The following is a 20,599-nucleotide window of genomic DNA, read 5'->3' on the forward strand; positions in this document are numbered from 1 at the left end:
GCATCTTCCTTCCATTAAATAAGACCATTCAAGAAGCTTTCGGCCACCACGCTCGCGGCGCCCCGGCTCCACACATCATTGTCCACCCGCTCGGTGCGGATGGGGGTGCGGCCCGACAGGCGCGGCAGCACATTGGCTTCGATGGCCTGCTGCATCACCGTGGCAAACAGCCCCGAAAAGCTCTTTTCTTGATGCGCGATCAGGATCATCTGCGGATCGTTGATCTGGATCACGGTGGCGATCGCCAGCCCCAGCGCCGAGCCCGCGCGATGCAGGATCCGGATCGCCGCCGATGAGCCGTTAGTCGCCTCGTGCTCGAGTTCGCTCAGCGAGGAAATCTGCAGCCCCTCCTCGCGCGCCAGTTCGGCTAGCGCATTGAGCGAGGCAACGGTGTCGAGGCACCCAACCTTGCCGCAGCGGCAGGGCCGCCCCTGCAACTCGATCGTGCAATGGGCAATTTCCCCCGCCCCGCCATGCGCTCCGCGATAAAGCCGACCATGGATGAAATGGGCCGAGCCGATCCCGCCGCCCAGCGAAATCACGCTGAAATTGTTGAACTCGCGCGCTTCCCCGAAATGCTTTTCGCTGATCGCCAGCGCCTTGGCGTCGTTCTCGACAAAGGTGGGCACCCCGACGCGCTTGCCGATCAGCTGCGCCAGCGGCACATCCTGCCAGCCCAGGAGCGTCGACTTGATGCAGCGCGCCTGCTCTTCATCCACGAGGCCCGACAGCGCCACCCCGATCCCGGCCAGCCGCTCGCGCGCGATCCCATCGATCAACCCCGGCACCGCGGCCGCGACATTATCGGCGAATTGCTCGGGGTCGGGATCGAACTGCAGCGCTGCCCGGGCAAAGATATTGCCCTTGAGATCGGTCAGCGCGATCTGCGCGGGCCGGCTCAACAGCGAGATGCCGATGAAATAAGCCCCATCCGCCCGCAGGTCGAGCAGCACGGCCGGCCGCCCCTGGCGCTGCACGCTCGTGGTTTCCTCCACCAGCGCGCCCTCGATCAGCTCGCGTGTGAGCCCGCTCATCGCCGCCTTGCTGAGCGCGAGTTGGCTGCCCAGCTCCGCCCGGGTAAGCGGACCCGAGGAATTCAGGCTGCGCAGAATGCGATGGTGCGTGGGTGTGAGCAAATGAACCTCTATCCCTTGACACTAAGTCCTATGAGTGAACTACTCAAGCCAGGTTAGTTCACCCACTAACAAAACTTTCACAGGTCGATCTCGGAGCGCGTTGGATGAAGTTTGTGCCTACTACCCGCAGCCTCATGGCTCGCATTGCCCTTGCCGGCGTGCTTGCCTTTACCCCCAGCCTCGCCATGGCGGACGTTCTCAACGTCATGCAGAGCGAAGCCCCCCGCTCCATGGATCCGGGCGATCAAAGCGCGACCTTCACCAATGCGCTGCTCCGCCCGATGTTCGAAGGGCTGACCGATCGCGACGCCAACCAGCAGATCGTGCCCAAGCTCGCCACCGAATGGACTTCGGACGAAGCGGGCCTTGTCTGGACCTTCAAGCTGCGCGAAGGCGTTGTCTTCCATGACGGCACCCCCTTCAACGCCGAAGCTGCCGCCTACAACTTCAACCGCCACCTCGATACCGAGCGCGGCCTTGCCGCCAGCGGCCGTCTGCGCACCTTCATGGCAGGCGTGCGCGCCGTTGATGAATACACCCTCGAGATCACCCTCAAGTCGCCCTACCCGGCCTTTCTGGCCCTCCTGACCACCCAGGCCGGCTGGCAGGTCAGCCCGGCTGCCGACGAAGCCGGCAATCTCGGCTCCTCCTCGGTCGGCACCGGCCCTTATCGCCTCGCCGAATACCGCTCGGGCGATTATGTCCTGCAGGAAAAGTTCGCTGACTACTGGGGCGACAAGGAAGCTGGCGAAGACCAGATCCGCTGGACCTGGTCGAGCGAAACCTCCGTGCTCAACATGGCGCTCCAGACCGGCGACGCCGACATCATCAACCCCGTTCCGGCCGCCTTTGCCCGCCAGATCGAGGGCAATCCCGAGCTCTCGCTCAATGTCTCGGACGGCTCGGCCGTGTTCTGGGTCGCGCTCAACACCGAGTCCGAGCCCCTCAACGACGTGCGCGTCCGCCAGGCGCTGAACTTTGCCACCGACAAGAACGGTCTCGTCCAGGCGATCATGGCCGGCTACGCCATCCCCGCCACCTCCCCCCTCGCCAGCATCACGCCCGGCTTTGATCCTTCGCTTAACCCCTATCCGCTCGACCTCGAGCGTGCCAAGGCGCTCCTTGCCGAAGCCGGCGTTGCCGATGGTTTTGAGATCGATGTCGTGGTCCAGGAACCCGAAGCGCGCATCGGCGAAGTGCTCCAGGCCATGTGGGCGCCGCTGGGCGTCAAGCTCAACGTGCAGCGCATGGAAAGCGGCGTCTGGTCCCAAGCCGCCTTTGGCGATGTTGCCCAGAAGGCCGACCAGAATGTCGACGCCGTGATCGCGTCATGGTCTTCGGGCGTCAACGGCGCTGACCTGCAGCTGCGCCCGCTCTACCACTCCTCGAGCTTCTCGCCCGGCGGCGCCAATCTCGGCTTCTTCAAGAACGACGACTTCGACGCCCTGCTCGACAAGGCTGCTGCCACCACCGACGAAGCGGCCCGCAACGAAGTCTATGTGGAAGCCCAAAAGCTCATCAATGACGAGGCGCCTCACGTCCTCCTCTATGTGAACCAGGACCTCTATGCGACCCGCGACGGCGTGTCGGGCGCCTGGATGGTGCCGGGTGGTTTCGTGCGCGTCGAAACCGCGACCAAGGACTAACAACCGTCTCCGGCCGGGCGAGCATTTCACTCGCCCGGCCCTTGCCTCGAGAGCCCAATGCAATCCTATTTCCTGCGCAAGCTGGCATCCTTGCCGCTGATCCTGATCGGCGTGTCGCTGCTGGTGTTTATCGCCATCCGCGCCCTGCCGGGCGAGCCCGCCCGCGTGCTGGCCGGGCCTGAAGCCACCCAGGAAGCGGTGGACGCCATGACCGTCAGGCTGGGGCTCGATCGCTCCATCCCCGAGCAATATCTGCTGTTTGCCACCAATGCGCTGCAGGGTAATTTCGGCAATTCCATCCGCTCCAATCTCCCCGTGGTGCAGGAAATCGCCGACCGCCTGCCCTATACGCTGTCCCTTGCCGCGCTCGCCTATCTGCTGGCGGTAGCCGTGGGCGTTCCCGCCGGCATGGCCGGCGCCATGAACCGCAACCGCTGGCCCGATTACCTCGTGATGATCCTGGCTATTGGCGGCGCCTCCATTGCCAATTTCTGGCTGGCGCTGATGGCGATGAACTATTTTTCCGTCGAGCTCGGCTGGCTGCCCCTGCTCGGCGCCACCTCCTGGCAAAGCTATATCCTGCCCGCCGTCACCCTTGCCGTTTTGCCCACCGCCGTGATCGCCCGCATGACGCGCTCGAGCATGATCGAGGTGCTGGGCCAGGATTATGTCCGCACCGCCCGCGCCAAGGGCCTGCCGGCGCGCCAGGTCTATTGGAGCCATGCCCTGCGCAATGCGCTCATTCCTATCGTCACCATTGTGGGGCTCAATTTCGGCAGTCTCATCGGCGGCGCCGTGGTCACCGAGTCCGTGTTCAACTGGCCTGGCCTCGGGCGCCTGATGGTCGATTCCGTGCGCTACCGCGATTACCCGGTGATCCAGGGCGTGGCGCTCGTTGCCGTGTTCGGCGTCGTGATCGTCAATTTCCTCGCCGAAATGCTGATCGCTGTCCTCAATCCCAGAATAAGGTTCGAATAGATGTCCGCTCCCATGACATCACCGGCTCGTCGCCCCAACGGGACGGCGCGGGCCTTGAGCTGGATTGCCGGCAACGCCAACCTCGTGATCGGCGGGGTCCTTGTGGGCCTTATCGTCGTTGCCGCCATCTTCGCGCCCTGGATCGCCCCGGCTGATCCTTATGCGCAGAACCTGCTCTCGACCCTCCTGCCTCCCTCTTGGGAGCATCCCTTCGGCACCGATGACAATGGCCGCGATATCTTTGCGCGCGTCATCTATGGCGCCCGCATCACCCTGCTTGAAGTGGTGCTCGCCGTCGCGCTTGCCGTTTGCACTGGCGTCCCCCTCGGCATCATTGCCGGCATGGGCGGTCGCGTGCTCGATCAGACCATCATGTGGATCATGGACGTGCTCTTTGCTTTTCCCGGCATTGTGCTCGCCATCCTCATCGTCAGTGTGCTCGGGCCCAGCCTCATCAACCTGTTGATCGCCATCGCCATCTTTTCCGTACCGGTTTACGCCCGCCTCAGCCGCAATCTGACGCTTGGGCTGAAGCGCATGGAGTTCATCGAGGCGGCCCAGGCCCTTGGCATCCCGCAGCACCGCATTCTGGTGCACTACATTCTGCGCAATGCCATCGGCCCCATCATCGTGCAATCAACGCTCACAGCCGGCACCGTGATCCTGTCGGCCGCGAGCCTGTCCTTTCTCGGCCTTGGTGCCCAGCCGCCAACGCCTGAATGGGGCGCCATGATGAGCGTTGGCCGCAACTATCTGGGCGTCAACATCTACATGTCGCTGTTCCCGGGCCTCGCGATCATGCTGACCGTTCTGGGCTTCAACATCCTCGGCGATGGCCTGCGCGACCTGCTGGATCCGCGCAAATGAGCACACCAACAAGCGTCTTCCTGCGCGATCCGGCTGCGCCAGCCACTGCGCTTTGCGCCGATATCGGTGGCTCCTTCATCAAGTTCGGCCAGGCCTTCGGGCCCGGCCAGGTGCAGCGGGTCGACGAAGTGCCAACGCCGGCCGACAACTGGCCCGCCCTCGTAGAGGCCCTCACCGGGCTCTCCACGCGTTGGAACGGCCCGGGCGCCGCGGTGCCCTTGGCCATATCGACTACTGGGCTCTTTGATCACCGTAACGGCACCGTCAATGCCGCCAATATCCCTGCTTTCAAGGGCCATGACGTAGCGGGCGAGCTTGCCGCCGCCCTGGCCCGTCCGGTCGTGATCGCCAACGACGCCGATACCTTTGCGCTGGCCGAAGCCAATCTCGGCATCGGCCGCGGCCATGACGTGGTGTTTTGCGCTATTCTTGGCACCGGCGTCGGCGGCGCCCTCGTGGTTGATGGCCGCACCGTGCGCGGGCATCGCGGCGTCACCGGCGAATGGGGCCACGGCCCCATCACCCAGACCCGGCTGACCCTCCGTTCGGGGGAAACCCTAACCATCCCCCGCTTTGCCTGCGGTTGCGGCCAGATCGGCTGCACCGACACGATCGGGGGCGCGCGCGGCATCGAACGGCTGCATTCCCATTTGCACGGTCAAGAACAGACCAGCCACGAAATCCTCGACGGTTGGGAAGCCGGCGACGCGGCTGCCGCCCGCACTGTCGAAGTCTACCTGGCGCTGCTGAGCGAACCTCTGGCCTTTGCCGTCAACATCACCGGCGCTTCGGTGGTGCCCGTTGGCGGGGGCCTTGCCGCCCGCACCGCGCTGATCGCGGCGCTCGACGCACAGGTGCGCACCCGCACCCTCAACAGCTTTGCCGAACCGCTGGTCCGTCCGGGTCAGTTCCTCGACAACGGCGGGCTGGTCGGCATGTCGGTGCTGGTCCAACAAACCCCAAGGGCTTGAATCCATGATCCTCGAAGTTTGCGTCGATAGTCCCCGCGGCCTGCATAGCGCGGTCGAGGCGGGTGCCGATCGCATCGAACTCTGCTCCGCCCTGGCGCTCGGCGGCCTATCACCCAATCCGGGTCTGGTTGCGCTCGCGAGCAAGGCGGCGGTTCCGGTCTACGCCATGGTGCGCCCCCGCCCCGGCGATTTCATCTTCGATGCCGCGGACGAAGCCGCCATGCTGGCCGAGATCGACCAGCTGCGCGCCCACGGCATTGCCGGCGTTGTGCTCGGCGCCAACCGCCCCGATGGCACGCTCGATGCCGACCTGCTGGCGCGTCTCATCGCCCGGGCGCAGGGCATGGGCACGACGCTGCACCGCGCCTTTGACCTGACGCCGGATCAACCGGCAGCGCTGGAAACGGCAATCGAGCTGGGCTTTGAGCGTGTCCTGACCTCGGGCGGCCAGCGCTCGGTGCTCGATGCGGCCCCCACCATTGCCCAGTTGCTGGCGCAGGCCAGCGGCCGCATCACCGTCATGCCCGGCGGTGGCATCAAGCCGGCCAATGTCGAGCAGATGCTGGCCGTGCCTGGCATCACCGAGATCCACGCCTCCTGCCGCAGCCCGCTCGGGCTCGATCCGCAATCGCTGCCCGTCCAGTTCGGCTTCCAGCCCGCCGACGAAGGCGAAACCGACCCAGTGCTTGTGGAGCGCATGCGCGCCATTCTTTCCCAACACTCGGCCTGAGGAACCACAAAATGAAAAACACCCAAGCCATCTGGGACCTGGTCGACCAGCACCGCGCTTCCTTTGTCACGTTGGCCGACACCGTCTGGGCAACGCCCGAAACCTGCTACATGGAAACGCGCTCCGCCGCGGCCCATGAAGCGGCGCTGCGCGAGCACGGCTTTTCGGTTCGCACGGGATTGGCCGATATCCCCACCTCCGTTGTCGGTGAAGCCGGCAACGGCGGCCCGGTGATCGCCTTCCTCGGCGAATTCGACGCCCTGCCCGGCCTCAGCCAGGAAGCGGGCAATGCCACCCACACGCCCCTCCAGGCTGGCGGCAACGGCCATGGCTGTGGCCACAATCTGCTCGGAGCTGGCAGCCTGCTCGCTGCCCGCGCCCTCAAGGATTATCTGGAAGCCAACAACCTGCCCGGCCGCGTCCGTTACTACGGCTGCCCCGCCGAAGAAGGCGGTGGCGCCAAGGCCTTCATGGTCCGCGCCGGCCTCTTCGACGATGTCGATATCGCCATCACCTGGCACCCCGGCATTTTCGCCGAAGTGACCCGCCGCTCGAGCCTGGCCAACACGCGCATTGATTTCACCTTCACCGGCCGCGCCGCGCACGCCTCTTCCGCCCCGCACCTCGGGCGCAGCGCCCTTGATGCGGTGGAGCTGACCAATGTCGGCTGCAACTATCTGCGCGAGCATGTCCCGACCGACACGCGCATGCACTATGCCATTCTCGATGCCGGTGGCATTGCCCCTAATGTGGTGCAGGCCCGCGCGAAGGTGCGCTATTCCGTGCGCTCCTCCACCGTCGAAAGCATGCTCGATGTGCTCGCGCGCGTTCAGGATGTCGCTCGCGGCGCCGCGCTGATGACCGGCACCAGCGTTGAGATCAAGATCATCAGCTCGGTGGCCAATCTCATCAACAACGCGCCCCTGCAGAACGCCATGTCCGCCGCTCTCGCCGAACTGGGCCCGCCCCAGTTCAGTGCCGAGGACGAACGCTTCGCCCGCGCCATCCAGGCGACCCTCTCGCCCGAGCATATCCGCCATGATTACGAGCGCTATGCCATGCCCCCGCGCGACGACAAGGCGCTGGCCGATTTCCTGATCCCCGCCGATATCGCCGTCCCCACCGCCGGCGTCGCCTCGACCGATCTGGCCGATGTGAGCTGGGTCGTGCCCACGGTCCAGCTTGACGGCGCCAATTTCGCCATTGGCACCCCGTTCCACTCCTGGCAGCTGGTCGCCCAGGGCAAGAGTGCTGCCGCCCACAATGGCATGATCCACGCCGCCAAGGTCATGGCCGCGACCGCCGTCAAGGCCCTGGAAGACGCCTCCCTGCGCGAGGCCGCTGCGGTCGCTCTCAGCCAGGTCGCCGGCCGTGCCCGCTACAAGACGGCGATCCCCGAAGGCGCCCTGCCCCCTATCGCCGACATGACCGCCAGCTGATCACAACAAAAAGCCCCGGCAAACCCGGGGCTTTTCTTTATCCGATCGGCGAGGCCGCAAAAAACTCCCGCACCGCCGCTTCCACGCTTAGCGCTGCCAGCCACGAGGTGCGCGGATTGTCCGGCAGCGCCGCATTCTCGAGCGCGATCTCGAACTGCCCGAACGCCCCCCGCGCCAGCACCTCGTGCCGGTTGCCCCCCGCTGCCGGGTCCGCCACCAGCCGCACCTGCGTTGCCTCAAATCCCAGCCCGCTCAGCGCCACCGCCGCACACACATTGGCGTTCTTGGGAAACAGCCGCGCTGCCTCCGCCGCCGTGCCGCTGAAGAACTCCGCCGCTTCCGTAATCGAGCCGAGCGCCACCAGCGTCTCGGCATGGCTGCCCGCCCAGGCCTGCGGTGGCTTGGTGCCGCAATAAACCACCGCGTCGAGCCCCGCCAGTCGCGCCGCCCGCAGCACATCGAGCCCGCCGATCGCCCCCGGCACCAGCGTCAGCCGTCCGGCAGCCGTGACGCTCCCCGCCACCCGCGTTCTGAGCTCGGGATCCGCCAACGCCCCCACGGACGCCACCACCACCGGCACCCCGGCCTTGAGCAAAGCCGGCACATGCCGCGCCACCGCCTCGTGCCCGGCACATTCCACCACCAGCGACGGCCCCCAGCCGATCAGCTGCTCGACCGTGCTGAACACCTCCAAATTGCCCGCTTCGGCCGGGCTGCGCACCAGTGCCGCCCCTACCGCCAGCCCATCGCCCCGCGCTTCCAGCGCCCCGATCAGGCTGCGGGCCATTGCCCCCAGCCCAATCACCGCAATCCTGCTCTGATCCGCCCCCAAACACCCAACTCCGCCTGCTGCCTAATGCAGCGGGCATAGCTGTCCCCGCCCCCTCGGGCAACCGTCAGCTGCGCAGGATCTTTTCCATCGGTCGCCCCTTGGCCAGTTCATCGACCAGTTTGTCGAGATAGCGGATCTCGCGCATCGTGGCCTCCTCGATCTCCTCCACCCGCACACCGCAAACAACGCCCCGGATCAGCGCCCGATCCGGGTTCATCTGCGGCGCCTGGGCAAAGAAATCCTCGAAATTGGTGCCCGCTGCCAGCACACCCGCAAGGCTCGCTTCATCATGCCCGGTCAACCAGCAGATGATGCGATCCACCTCCGCCTTGCTGCGCCCCTTGCGCTCCGCCTTGGCGACATAGGCCGGATAAACGCTGGCGAAGCGCATCCCATAGATCCGATGCCCCGGCATGGCTGCCCCTCCCCGAGCTGCACTCCCCCGAGGCCAACCATAACCCAGATCGGGCCATCGGTCAGCTGCGGAGCCCCGGCGCCTCCTGGCCGGTGCTTTGCACATATTCGGTATAGCCCCCGCCATAAACATGCACACCCTCGGGCGTCAGCTCCAGCACCCGGTTGGACAGCGCCGCGAGGAAATGCCGGTCGTGCGACACGAACAGCATCGTGCCCTCATATTGGCTGAGCGCGGTGATCAGCATCTCCTTGGTGGCGATGTCGAGATGGTTGGTGGGCTCGTCGAGCACGAGGAAGTTCGGGGGATCGAACAGCATCATCCCCATCACGAGCCGCGCCTTTTCCCCGCCCGACAGCACCCGGCACTTCTTGTCGATCTCGTCGCCCGAAAACCCGAACGCTCCCGCCAGCGCGCGAAGGGGCGCCTGCCCCGCCTGAGGAAACGAGCTTTCCAGCTGCTGGAACACGGTCAGATCGCCATCGAGTACATCCATGGCATGCTGGGCAAAATAGGCCATCTTGACCGATGGCCCGCGCGACACCGTGCCCTCGTCCGGCTCGGTCGTGCCGGTCACGAGCTTGAGGAGGGTCGATTTACCCGCGCCATTGACCCCCATGATGCACCAGCGCTCCTTGCGCCGCACATGAAAGTCGAGCCCGTCATAGATCGAGCGGCTGCCATAGCTCTTGCTCACGCCTTTGAGCAGCGCCACGTCCTCGCCCGAGCGGGGCGCGGGGCGGAACTCGAAATCCACCGTCTGGCGCCGCTTGGGCGGCTCGACCCGGTCGATCTTGTCGAGCTTTTTCACCCGGCTCTGCACCTGCGCGGCGTGGCTGGCGCGCGCCTTGAAACGGGCGATGAAATCGAGCTCCTTGGCCAGCATCGCCTGCTGGCGCTCGAATTGCGCCTGCTGGTTCTTTTCGGCAATGGCGCGCTGCTGCTGATAAAACTCGTAATTACCCGAATAGGTGGTGAGCCCGCCCGCATCGATCTCGACGATCTTGGTGCAGATGCGGTTCATGAATTCGCGGTCGTGCGAGGTCATGAACAGCGCGCCCTGATAGTTCTGCAGAAACGCTTCCAGCCAGATCAGCGATTCCAGGTCGAGGTGGTTGCTTGGCTCGTCGAGCAGCAGCGCATCGGGGCGCATCAACAGGATACGCGCCAGCGCCACGCGCATCTTCCAGCCGCCCGACAGCTTTCCGACATCGCCGTCCATCATCTCCTGGGAAAAACCCAGCCCATCGAGCACTTCGCGCGCCCGTCCATCGAGCGAATAGCCGTCCAGTTCCTCGAACTGGTGCTGCACTTCGCCATAGCGCTCGATAATGGCGTCCATCTCGTCGGCCTTGTCGGGGTCGCCCATATCAGCTTCGAGCGCCCGCATCTCGCTGATCAGCGCACTGACCGGCCCAGCGCCGTCCATCACTTCGGACACGACGCTGCGCCCGCTCATCTCGCCCACATCCTGGCTGAAATAACCAATGGTGATGCCGCGATCCGCCGAAACCTGGCCCTCGTCGGGCTGCTCCTCGCCGGTGATCAGGCGGAACAGCGTGGTCTTGCCGGCGCCATTGGGGCCAACCAGTCCCACTTTTTCGCCCTTCAACAAGCTGGCCGAGGCATCGATAAAGACGATCTGCTTGCCGTTTTGCTTGCCGATATTGTCGAGGCGGATCATGCGCTGTGGTGTCCAAACTAATCCGCCGCCATGAATGGCGGCGGTGAAAAATCTTTGGCACCGATTACAGCAGATTGGCGCGCCCCGAAAGCCACCCCGGCCATGGCACGTTGCCGCTCCGCCGCTTCGTGGCTGGCAACTGCTGAAAGCTGGCGCCCCTCAGGCGCGCCTCGCCTTGCGCAGACCGGCGGAAAACTGATGCGCTTCCACATCCCGCACGAACCGCGCCAGCAGCCCGTTGAAGAGTTCGGCCTGGCTCCAGAACGGCGAATGGCCCGCCGCTGGAATGGTCAGGCATTTTCCGGTCCAGAGCTGTGGAACGGTCAGAGTTTCGAGGTAATGCAGGCGCACCACCGGATCATCGCTGCCATTAACCAGGGCGACAGGGATCTCAGCCGATTCCACGACCCGCTTCTGGTCGGCGCCATCGCCTCGCATCATGCTCCTGAAAAAATTCTGCCGCAGCCGCCCGTCGGCGCGGGCCAGCGCCTGCCTGTTGAGCTCATCTGGCTCGCCCTCGCCATAGCACATGGCAAGAAAGCGCCTTGCGTCGCGTGGGGTAAACTCAGGCTTGCTGGCCAGCAGCATATCCCAGCTTGGTCGGAACCCGCGCAGCATGCCAATCGGGCCCTTGGCCACTGGCGGCGTGCCAACCAGCATGGCGCCGCTGATCCAAGCACTGCGGGCCATCATTTCGATGGCGATATGGCCGCCCAGCGACCAGCCGCACACCGCGACCTGGTTGAGATTGAGCTGGCCCAGCACCTCAAGAACCGCCTCGGCCAGATGCGTGAGGCTATAGCCGTCCAGATCCACTGCATCGGTGGAATGCCCATGCCCGGGCAGGTCCACCGCGAGGAGGCGGAGCGGCTGCAGCATTGGGCTGTCGAACTGCCGGCGGAACGCATCGGTCGAAGCGCCGGAACCATGCAGCAACAGGAGCGGGTATCCGGCGCCGCCGCTGTCGCGCAAGGCAATATCAGAATAGCGTGTCCTGATGACTTTGCTTCTGGCCCGCATAGCAGAGGCTCCCTTCGGACCACCAATGCCCCTCTAAGTTTGCGGAAGCCTTAAGCGGCATCCTTAACCGAATTATTCGGTCCGGAGCCGATCACAAGTTGACACTCCCCCGGCCTTGTCGGCAAATGACAGTCTCCAACCCGAGAGGTCGAATTGAACTCCGCGCTTGATCTTATCGTCACTGTCATCAGTTGGAGCGTTGTGGCCCAGCACATTTGGGCAACAAGAGGACACTTTGTTTCGGACAAGATGCAGTGGCCCGCAGCTTTGCTCGCGGCGCTTGTCCTGCTGACCGCGATCATCTACACCGTCATTATTTGGAGTGATGAACAGCCTATATTGGCAAAGTCGGTCGGCTTACTTCTGGAGCTGGCGGCCATGGCTTTGTTCTGGTCGGCCATTCACGCCTCACGCTACGCGCAGCTGCGCTTTGCCTTTGACGCAAATCAACCCAGGACGCTGTTGCAGAGCGGCCCCTATCGCTATGTGCGGCACCCCTTCTACACATCCTATATTATGTTCTGGGCGGGGTGGGCGATAGCGGCCTGGTCGCCCCTGGCCATTCCGACCCTGGTTGCCATCATCGTCATGTACATTCTGGCTGCACGGAGCGAGGAGCGGCATTTCGCCGGCACGTCCATGTCCAGCGACTACGAGGACTATCGGGCCCGAGCCGGTCTTTTCTGGCCCCGTTTGTCGCGGTCCGGGGCTCGCAACCAGCAAGTGGGTAACTAGCGGCGGGCCGTGCCCGCCGCTCGGGACTTACCAGGACGTGGCGATATATTTGGCTTCGGTGAATTCCAGCAGGCCATGATGGGCCCCTTCGCGTCCGAGCCCACTCTGCTTGACCCCGCCAAAGGGGGCAGCAGGATCGGATACGAGGCCGCGATTGAGCGCAATCATCCCGCTCTCGATCCGCTCGGAGACCCGCAGGCCCCGGGCCAGGTCACCGGAATAGACATAGGCCACGAGCCCATATTCGGTGTCATTGGCCAGCCGGATAGCTTCCTCTTCGCTGTCGAAGGCGACGATTGGCGCCACCGGCCCAAAGATCTCTTCATGCACCAGCGCTGCTTCAGGGCTCACATCCGCCAGAATGGTGGCTTCGTAGTAAAAGCCCTTGCGCTCGGGGACCGAGCCGCCCGTCACCACCCGCGCACCGCGCGACACCGCATCGCTCACCAGCGAAGCCACCTTGTCGCGGCTCTTGGCATTGACCAGCGGCCCCAGCTGCGTTGTGGGATGATAGCCCGGCCCAACCTGAAGCGCCTTCATGCGCGCGGCGAACTTCTCGGCAAAGGCTTCCAGAACGCCGCGCTGCACGTAAAAGCGGTTCGCAGCCGTGCAGGCCTCCCCGCCATTGCGCATCTTGGCGATCATCGCGCCATCCACCGCCGCATCGATATCGGCATCATCGAACACCACGAACGGCGCATTGCCGCCCAGTTCCATGGAGCAATTGATCACCTGGTCGGCCGCTTCCTTGAGCAGCACACGCCCGACTTCCGTCGAGCCGGTGAACGAGAGCTTGCGCACCCGCGGATCATGCAGCATGGCGCTGATCACCGGACCTGACTTGCCGGTCGTGACCACATTGACCACGCCGTCGGGCACACCCGCTTCGGCGAGGATCTCGGCCATGGCATAGGCGGTCAGCGGCGTTTCGGTCGCGGGCTTGAGGATGCAGGTACAGCCCGCCGCCAGCGCCGGCCCGATCTTGCGGGTGGCCATTGCCGCCGGGAAATTCCACGGCGTCACCAGCACGGCAATGCCCACCGGCTGGTACTGCACGATGATGCGGTTGTTGCCGCTCGGCGCCATCGAGATTTCGCCGTTGAGCCGCACGCCTTCCTCGGCATACCAGCGGAAGAACTCGGCCGCATAGGCCACCTCGCCCCGCGCATCGGGCAGCGCCTTGCCATTCTCGCGCGAGATCAACTCAGCCAGCCATTCGGCGCGTTCGGTCATCAGGCCATAGGCCTTCATCAGGATGTCGCTGCGCTTGCGCGGTGCAGTTGCGGCCCAGCCTGCCGCAGCGGCAGCGGCAGCATCCACCGCCGCAATGCCATCCTCGACGCTGGCATTGGCAACGGTGGTGATCACCTCTTCGGTGGAGGGATCGAACACGTCGATCCGCTCCCCGCTTGAAGCGGGACGCCAACGGCCGCCAATAAACAGATCGGTGGCGAGATTGTCGTAATCGCCCTGAGCGCGGATTGCTGATGACTGGGACATGGGAACTGCCTTTGGTTCAATGGCGGCGCAGGCGATCGCGATCGCCGGCATGAGCTGCTTGGACAATCTGCTGCATGGCAGCCAGATCGAGAGGTCGTGGATTGTTGTTGACGAGCCGGGCCGACAGCAGCGACTGCTCGGCGACCCAGTCGAGCCGCTCGACGGGAACGCCCAGCTCGGCCAGGGTACGCGGAATACCCAAGGTGGCAAAGAGTTCGGCTACAGCCTCGATCGCCGCATCAGCCAATTGGGCCTCCTCGCCTTGCGTGATGCCGAACAGGCGGGCGATCTCGGCGAATTCCGGCCCGCAGGCTGATCGGTTGTAGTCCATCACATAGGGCATCAGCACCGCCACCCCAAGCCCATGGGCGGTCTTGGTCAGCGCCCCCACGGGATATTGAATGGCATGGGCCGCCGCCGTGCCCGCCACGCCAAAGGCCTGGCCGGCGCAAAGCGCCCCATACATCACCTGCTCGCGCGCCGCGGCATTGCCCCCATCGGCCACAGCCGCCGCCAGATTGCCCGCCAGCGCGGCAATGGCGATCCGCGCCTGCGCGTCGCTCTGGGTGTTCTTGCCGATAAACACCTGCTGGAGGGCGCGCCCCGGGTCCATCGGATGCTTGATGGCGGTAAACGCCTCGATCGCGTGGGTCAGCGCATCGGCACCCGCCACCGCCGTCAGCCCGGGTGGGCAGGTCGACGTCAGCTCGGGATCACACACCGCCACTTCCGGGATCAGATAGGGGCTGGAAATCCCCACCTTGGAGATCCGCACGGGATCAGCCAGCACCGCCACGGGCGTCACCTCCGAGCCCGTCCCCGCCGTGGTCGGCACCGCCACCACCGGCAACACCGGGCCGGGCACCTTGAACTCGCCGTAGAATTTGGAAAGCTCGTCGCCATGCGTCAGGGTCAGCGCCACCAGCTTGGCCAGGTCAAGGCAACTGCCCCCGCCGATCCCCACAATCACATCGGGCCCGAACGCGCGCGCCTTGGCCGTCGCCTCCGCGATACAGGCCAGCGGCAATTCGGCGATGGTGCCGTCATAAAGCTCCGTGCGCAGCCCCGCCCCTTCCAGCGCCGCGCGGATCGCGCTGAGCTTGGGGTCCTGGTTGAACCGTTCATCCGAGCACAGGAGGACGCGCTGACCCAGCCCCGCCACGATAGCGGGCAGCGCATGCCGCTGGCCGGCGCCAAAATAGATCGCCCGCGGACTGCGGATGGCGCCATAGATGCTCATGTCAGCTCTTTCGTTGTGGAAGCCGGATCACCGGCCAATTCGCATAATTTGGCCCAAAGCGGCTCGGGCAAGGCAATACCCGTTTGGAGTCGCTCCGCCCGCACGCGCATCGCCCGGTCGCCCGGCACCGCTACCTTGCGCGCCCCCTCGGCATCGCCCGAAGCGCGCACCAGGTCGAGATAAGCGGCTATCCGCGCCGACGTGCCCGGCTGCAAATCTGGATCAATCAGGATGAACACATCGCCTTTGGTGGCCGGCCGGGTGGAATCGAGCGTTCCAGTGACGTCGCGCCCGATAGCTGAATCAGTGAGCGCCACCACCAGCAGTTCAAGCGCGAGCCCCAGTGCATAGCCCTTGGCTTCGCCAAACGGGGCAATCGAGCCCTTTTTGGCCGCTTCCGGATCGGTGGTCGGCTCCCCCTCGGCGTCCAGCGCCCAACCTTCCGGCAAGGCTTGCCCGCGCTGCGCATAGTCATAGATCTGGCCCATGGACACCAGGCTCGTGGCCATATCCAGCACAAACGGATCGCCCGGCTGCGGCACCCCGATCGCCACCGGATTGGTGCCCAGCATGGGCGTGCGCCCGCCCCAGGCATGCACCAGCGCTTCGCTCGTGGTGAACCCGAGCGTCACCAGCCCGTCCCGCGCCAGCTTCTCGGCATACCAGGCCAGCATGCCCAAATGATTGCTGTGCGCAATCGCCACCACCACGACTCCACTCTGCCGCGCCCGTTCGGCCGCAAGCTCCAGCGCCGCCATCGCCACCACCGGCCCCAGCCCATCCTCGCCGTTGACCTGTAGGAAATTCTCGCTCCGCCAGGTCATATTGCCGGTCGCGGTGGGGCTGGTAACGCCATTAGCCATGCGGTCAGTCAAGCGCGGCAACCGCAGCAAGCCGTGCGACGGGCGCCCCCGCAGCTCTGCCTCCAGCAGCAGATCCACCTGCAGCGCCGCTGCCTCCGGGGGAACCCCAGCTCGCCTCAGCGCCGCTTCACTCACCCGCCGAGCATCTTCCGCGGCAATATTGATCATAACTATATCCTATCCGATACGATTTAGCGGCAGCACACCCGCGAAGTCAAGCGCCTGCTCCGTGCTGGAAGCGATTGCCTTGGCCGCGCCAATCGGCATAGCTGCGCCTTGATTTGCGGGGCAACCCATCGCCCCACCCAGCAGTGGATTGATCTCATGCACCAACATCTCGCTTCACCACCCCAGGCCCGCCAGGCGGTGCTTGATTTGGCCCCGTCCCGCATCCGCGAGGTTGCCAATGCCGGCATGGATCGCAGCGATGTGGTTCCGTTCTGGTTTGGTGAAAGCGATCAGCCCACCCCCGCCTTTATCCGCGCCGCCGCGGTGGAATCGCTGGAGCGCAACAACACCTTTTATACCCAAAATTTGGGCCGCCCCGCCCTGCGCACCGCGATCGCGAGCTACATTTCCCAACTGCGCAACATCACCCTCGGCCCCGACCGCGTCGGCGTTACCAGCTCTGGCGTATCGGCCCTGATGTTGGGCAGCCAGCTCGTCCTATCCCCGGGCGATCGGGTAGTTGTCGTCACCCCCATCTGGCCCAACATCGCCGAGATCCCCAAGATCCTCGGCGCCGAGGTCACCCGGTTCCCCCTCAGCGTCATCAACAACCGCTGGCAGCTTGACCTCGACCACCTGCTCGCCACCCTTACCGACGACGTGCGCATGCTCGTCATCAACTCGCCCAACAACCCCACCGGCTGGACCATCACACCCGAGCAGCAAGCCGCCATCCTCGCCCATTGCCGCCAGCGCGGCATCTGGATCTTGTCGGACGAAGTTTATGACCGGCTGGTGTTCACCCCAGGCCAAACCGCCGCGCCTTCGATGCTCTCGGTCGCCGATCCCCAAGATCGCCTCATCGTCGTCAACAGCTTCTCCAAGACCTGGCGCATGACCGGCTGGCGGCTGGGCTGGCTGGTGCTGCCCACCAACCTCGTGCCCCAGCTCGAAAAGCTCATCGAATACAACACGTCCTGCGTACCCGAATTCGTGCAGGCCGGGGGTCTCGCCGCCCTCACCGATCCGGCCAGCGCCGCCACCGTGACGCAGATCCACCGTGAACTGGGGGAGGCCCGCGCCACCCTGCTGACAGCCCTGCGCCAGCTGCCCGGCGTCACCCTGCCGGAAGCTGATGGCGCTATGTACGCCTTTTTCCGCGTCGACGGCCACGCCGACTCGCTGGCCCTTGCCAAGCGCCTCGTGGCCGAAGCGGGGCTGGGCCTTGCGCCGGGGAGTGCGTTTGGCGATGAAGGCGAAGGCTGGCTGCGCTGGTGCTTTGCCGCGGCGCCGGAACGCATCGATACCGGTGTCGACCGGCTGCGCTCGTTCTTGAGGCAAAGTTGAATCGCATTGGCAACGCGCGGCGTTCAGCCGCGTTCTGCCACCATGTTACGCACCTCACTGCTTACCGTCATGCTGCTTTTGTCCTCGCTGGCGCTCGCCCAGGAAGCGCCCGAGGCAATTCCGCCCATGCCGCGGGACCGGCCCGAAGGCCTGACCGACGCGCCCCCAGCGGATGCAACAGCGCCCGCCGACGCCGAGGCGGAAGCCCCCGAGGCTGACGCAAACGCGCCCGAGGCCGGCGCCGAGCGACCTGAGGGCGATCTGGACGCACCAGAAGCCGAGCAACCGCCCGCGGATGCCGCACCCGCCGCGCAAGAACCCGCCGAGGTCGCCGAACCCGCCGAGCCGCCTCGCCCCTATCAAACCCAGTGCCCCGCTGTGATCGGCGGCCAGATCGAAGCCAAGCTGCTGCCCCCCATCGATGAAGGCGAATGCGGCACTCAGTCCCCCCTGGCGGTAACCGGGATCCTGGTCAACGGCCGCATGGTGCCGCTGTCGAGCGAAGCCACCCTGACCTGCGAAGTGGCCACGACGCTGCCGCAATGGGGCGAGGCGATCGATGGCTATCTGCAGGCGCGCGAAAACACAGAACTGGCCAGCCTTGATATCGGCACCAACTATAATTGCCGTGGCCGGGTCGGCGGCAGTTCCGATCGCCTTTCCGAGCACGGCATGGCCAATGCGCTCGATGTGGTCGGCTTTACCTTTGCCGATGGCCGCACCGTCACGGTCGAAGGCGATTGGCCCGCCGCCGACGCGCCCGAGGGCAAGTTCCTGCGCTTTGCCCATGATGCGGCCTGTTCGAGCTTTTCCACCACACTTGGGCCCGAAGCCAATGCTGAACACCACGACCATTTCCATGTGGATATGGGCTGCCATGGCGCGGCCTGTCAGGCTCGCCTCTGTGAATAGGGTTTAATCGGGGCAACTTGGGCTGACATGGGGCGTTGAGGTGGCAACTGCTTGTCCTGAGATCAATTATGAACTTTGCCGCCCGGCTCTCCCTCCCCCTGCTTCTCGTCGCCTTTTCCCTTCCAACCACCGCCCAACAGCTCCCTGCCGCTTCACCGCCTCCCCTGACGCCCGAGGCGATCAACGCTGCCAGCCTTGAGCCGCTGCTGCCGCTCTTTGCCGTCCCCTTGCCGGACGAAAGTGCCGAGCCGTTGCCACCGCCCCCGCAGAACGAGGGCGCCACCGACTTGTCAGCCGAGGCTGAGGGATCCAAGCTGCCCGACCCAGCCATCGCGCGCCTCCAGATTCTTCTCGACCGTGCCGGCGTTTCTCCTGGCGTCATCGATGGCTATGACGGCGCCAATGTCCGCAAGGCGGTGATGGCTTTTGCTGCAATTAATGGCCTACCCGGCAATGGCGCACTTGATCCTGCAGTGCTGGCGCGCCTCGAAACCCCTGACCCGGCGGTAATGGCCTACACCATCACGGCCGAGGACGTTGCCGATATCGTTGAGCCGCTCCCCAGCGACTACGCCGAATTGGCCGAGCGCGAATCCCTCGGCTATACGAGCGTCGCCGAAGCGCTTGCCGAAAAATTCCACATGGATGTGAATTTCATCGAGACGTTGAATCCGGGCGCAAGCTTTGTCGAAGGCGAAGAAATCGCCGTGGCCGCTCCAGGATCTGACCTGCAGGGCATGGTCGCCACCATCGAGGCCGACAAGCGCATGGGCATGCTGCGCGCCTATGATGCCACCGGTCGCCTTCTTGTCGCCTATCCCGCGACCATCGGCAGCGAGGACAATCCTTCACCCTCGGGTACGCACATGGTCGAGGTCGTCGTGCTCGATCCCGATTATACCTACAATCCTGAGGTCAATTTCCAGCAGGGCGACAACACCGAGGTGCTGACCTTGCCGCCCGGCCCCAATGGCCCGGTCGGTACGGTCTGGATCGATCTGTCCGAGCCCACCTACGGCATCCATGGCACGCCCGAGCCCTCCAAGATCGACAAGACCGGCTCGCATGGCTGCGTGCGCCTGACCAATTGGGATGCCCGGGAACTCGCCGCCATGGTTGAGCCCGGCGTTCCCGTCACCTTCATCGAATAAGCAGGGAATAAGCAGGCTTCTCGTCGCGCCGGCCCCTCGGGTCGGCGCGGCTGCCCTCGCACCTGGATCCGTCTTGAATCAGTTCCGGCGCAGGCCCGCTCCACCCGGCCGAGCCCGGGCATCGCGCCGGAAATCGCTGGGCGCCATACCGGCAATTTTGCGGAAGGACTTGTTGAAGGCGCTGAGCGAGCCAAAGCCGCTTTCCATTGCTACCTCCAGCACATTGGCGTCCTCCTGCATCAGCAGCGCCTGCGCATAGGAGAGCCTGAGCAGGTTCACATACTCATTGAGCGTCATGCCGGTGGATTTCTTGAACACGGACATGGCGTATTTCGGGTGGATATCGGCCGAGGAGGCAATATCGGCCGAACAGATATCATGCCGGAAATTGCCGGCAATGAAATCGCAGATGCTGCTGACATTGCTGAAGGATTGCTGGTCCAGCCCTTCGAGCGCACCCTTGCTCGCCCCACCCGGTTCGACGAGATAACAGGGCTCGAACTGCACGCGCTCGATGCGCAGCAGTAATTCATTGATGGCGTGATCGGCCCGCTTCTCGTCGCCCGGCTGCATATAGCGCGACCAGCGGTTGAAATTGCCGGCATCCGTGCCGTCGGGTGTGCTGGTCACGAGCGTCGCGCCCCGCATCAGCTTTTCCGACATATCAGCGGGCAGCCTTAGCCGGAAGAAATGCACCAGCGGCAGGTGGATCGCCACAAAGAACGCGTCTTCCGAGGTGTCGATCACCTGGTGCGGCAACCCGCCCCAGAACATGCAGAGGTCGTTGGCTTTGAGGGCTACATTATGCCCGTGCATCCGGTACTCCACCGTACCGCTGAAGATGTAATTGATCTCCACCTGCGCGTGCCAATGGGGCGTGTTCATGATGCCTGGCTGCTCGTGGCTGACCACCAGAGTATTGGGCACGCGCTCCACCGCGCTTTTTGCAGGCTCCCAGAAGCGTT

At 64.8% G+C, this 20,599-nt stretch carries 19 protein-coding genes; 10 read left to right on the forward strand and 9 right to left on the reverse strand.

The features are described 5' to 3' along the window. Nucleotides 1-14: 14 nt before the first annotated feature. Complete coding sequence (locus HRU92_RS11295) at nt 15-1,136, reverse strand: ROK family transcriptional regulator (RefSeq protein ID WP_172124392.1); 1,122 nt, start codon at nt 1,134-1,136, stop codon at nt 15-17. 104 nt (nt 1,137-1,240) lie between these two features. Here HRU92_RS11295 and HRU92_RS11300 point away from each other — a divergent pair, with 104 nt between their 5' ends. The 6 genes from HRU92_RS11300 to HRU92_RS11325 are packed head-to-tail and all read left to right on the forward strand — an operon-like array spanning nt 1,241 to nt 7,767. Further along, nucleotides 1,241-2,782 (forward strand): ABC transporter substrate-binding protein, encoded by a 1,542-nt coding sequence (locus tag HRU92_RS11300; protein WP_172124394.1) that lies wholly within the window; start codon nt 1,241-1,243, stop codon nt 2,780-2,782. Nucleotides 2,783-2,839: 57 nt separating this feature from the next. After that, nucleotides 2,840-3,760: an ABC transporter permease gene (locus tag HRU92_RS11305; RefSeq protein ID WP_127754138.1), complete on the forward strand. Its 921-nt coding sequence runs from the start codon at nt 2,840-2,842 to the stop codon at nt 3,758-3,760. Then, nucleotides 3,761-4,627 (forward strand): ABC transporter permease, encoded by an 867-nt coding sequence (locus HRU92_RS11310; protein ID WP_172124396.1) that lies wholly within the window; start codon nt 3,761-3,763, stop codon nt 4,625-4,627. Next, entirely contained in the window at nt 4,624-5,598 is a 975-nt protein-coding gene (locus tag HRU92_RS11315; protein WP_172124398.1) for an ROK family protein, read from the forward strand. Before HRU92_RS11310 ends, HRU92_RS11315 begins: the two co-directional genes overlap by 4 nt. Nucleotides 5,599-5,602: 4 nt before the next feature. Then, on the forward strand, nt 5,603-6,328 hold the full coding sequence (locus HRU92_RS11320; RefSeq protein ID WP_172124400.1) for a copper homeostasis protein CutC: 726 nt from the start codon (nt 5,603-5,605) through the stop codon (nt 6,326-6,328). Nucleotides 6,329-6,339: 11 nt separating this feature from the next. Then, a complete protein-coding gene (locus HRU92_RS11325) occupies nt 6,340-7,767 on the forward strand; it encodes an amidohydrolase (RefSeq protein WP_172124402.1) in 1,428 nt (475 codons plus the stop codon). Nucleotides 7,768-7,804: 37 nt separating this feature from the next. On the opposite strand, the gene HRU92_RS11330 is transcribed toward HRU92_RS11325, so the two are convergent. The 4 genes from HRU92_RS11330 to HRU92_RS11345 form a co-directional block, all read right to left on the reverse strand. Beyond that, nucleotides 7,805-8,572, reverse strand: coding sequence for an aspartate dehydrogenase (locus tag HRU92_RS11330; RefSeq protein ID WP_349236742.1), 768 nt, complete (start codon nt 8,570-8,572; stop codon nt 7,805-7,807). A gap of 91 nt (nt 8,573-8,663) precedes the next feature. Next, on the reverse strand, nt 8,664-9,014 hold the full coding sequence (locus HRU92_RS11335) for a DUF2200 domain-containing protein (RefSeq protein ID WP_172124406.1): 351 nt from the start codon (nt 9,012-9,014) through the stop codon (nt 8,664-8,666). Between the two features lie 61 nt (nt 9,015-9,075). Continuing rightward, nucleotides 9,076-10,698, reverse strand: coding sequence for an ABC-F family ATP-binding cassette domain-containing protein (locus tag HRU92_RS11340; RefSeq protein ID WP_172124408.1), 1,623 nt, complete (start codon nt 10,696-10,698; stop codon nt 9,076-9,078). A 159-nt stretch (nt 10,699-10,857) separates the two neighbouring features. Further along, the gene (locus tag HRU92_RS11345) at nt 10,858-11,718 is read right to left on the reverse strand and encodes an alpha/beta hydrolase (protein WP_172124410.1); all 861 of its coding nucleotides are present in this window, start codon (nt 11,716-11,718) and stop codon (nt 10,858-10,860) included. A gap of 153 nt (nt 11,719-11,871) precedes the next feature. Between HRU92_RS11345 and HRU92_RS11350 the strand changes: the two genes are divergently transcribed. Next, nucleotides 11,872-12,453 carry an isoprenylcysteine carboxylmethyltransferase family protein gene (locus HRU92_RS11350; protein ID WP_172124412.1) on the forward strand — a complete coding sequence of 194 codons (582 nt, stop codon included), beginning with the start codon at nt 11,872-11,874 and terminating at the stop codon, nt 12,451-12,453. Nucleotides 12,454-12,480: 27 nt separating this feature from the next. On the opposite strand, the gene HRU92_RS11355 is transcribed toward HRU92_RS11350, so the two are convergent. Genes HRU92_RS11355 through HRU92_RS11365 form a run of 3 tightly spaced genes read right to left on the reverse strand, consistent with a single transcriptional unit; the run spans nt 12,481 to nt 16,224 of the window. Continuing rightward, the gene (locus tag HRU92_RS11355; protein ID WP_172124414.1) at nt 12,481-13,953 is read right to left on the reverse strand and encodes an NAD-dependent succinate-semialdehyde dehydrogenase; all 1,473 of its coding nucleotides are present in this window, start codon (nt 13,951-13,953) and stop codon (nt 12,481-12,483) included. 16 nt (nt 13,954-13,969) lie between these two features. Next, nucleotides 13,970-15,193 (reverse strand): iron-containing alcohol dehydrogenase, encoded by a 1,224-nt coding sequence (locus tag HRU92_RS11360; protein ID WP_173088168.1) that lies wholly within the window; start codon nt 15,191-15,193, stop codon nt 13,970-13,972. Continuing rightward, a complete protein-coding gene (locus HRU92_RS11365; RefSeq protein ID WP_172124418.1) occupies nt 15,190-16,224 on the reverse strand; it encodes an Ldh family oxidoreductase in 1,035 nt (344 codons plus the stop codon). The genes HRU92_RS11360 and HRU92_RS11365 overlap by 4 nt, the downstream gene beginning before the upstream one ends. Nucleotides 16,225-16,380: 156 nt before the next feature. Here HRU92_RS11365 and HRU92_RS11370 point away from each other — a divergent pair, with 156 nt between their 5' ends. The 3 genes from HRU92_RS11370 to HRU92_RS11380 all read left to right on the forward strand — a co-directional run bounded on the left by HRU92_RS11370 (nt 16,381) and on the right by HRU92_RS11380 (nt 19,634). Next, nucleotides 16,381-17,571, forward strand: a complete 1,191-nt coding sequence (locus HRU92_RS11370) for a pyridoxal phosphate-dependent aminotransferase (RefSeq protein ID WP_173088170.1) — start codon at nt 16,381-16,383, stop codon at nt 17,569-17,571. A 42-nt stretch (nt 17,572-17,613) separates the two neighbouring features. After that, nucleotides 17,614-18,483, forward strand: a complete 870-nt coding sequence (locus HRU92_RS11375) for an extensin family protein (RefSeq protein ID WP_173088172.1) — start codon at nt 17,614-17,616, stop codon at nt 18,481-18,483. Between the two features lie 68 nt (nt 18,484-18,551). After that, nucleotides 18,552-19,634: a L,D-transpeptidase family protein gene (locus HRU92_RS11380; RefSeq protein ID WP_173088175.1), complete on the forward strand. Its 1,083-nt coding sequence runs from the start codon at nt 18,552-18,554 to the stop codon at nt 19,632-19,634. A gap of 78 nt (nt 19,635-19,712) precedes the next feature. On the opposite strand, the gene HRU92_RS11385 is transcribed toward HRU92_RS11380, so the two are convergent. Continuing rightward, complete coding sequence (locus HRU92_RS11385) at nt 19,713-20,561, reverse strand: helix-turn-helix domain-containing protein (RefSeq protein WP_349236718.1); 849 nt, start codon at nt 20,559-20,561, stop codon at nt 19,713-19,715. Nucleotides 20,562-20,599 lie beyond the last annotated feature (38 nt).

The organism is Devosia sp. 1635 (assembly GCF_013185955.1).
Classification (GTDB): domain Bacteria; phylum Pseudomonadota; class Alphaproteobacteria; order Rhizobiales; family Devosiaceae; genus Devosia.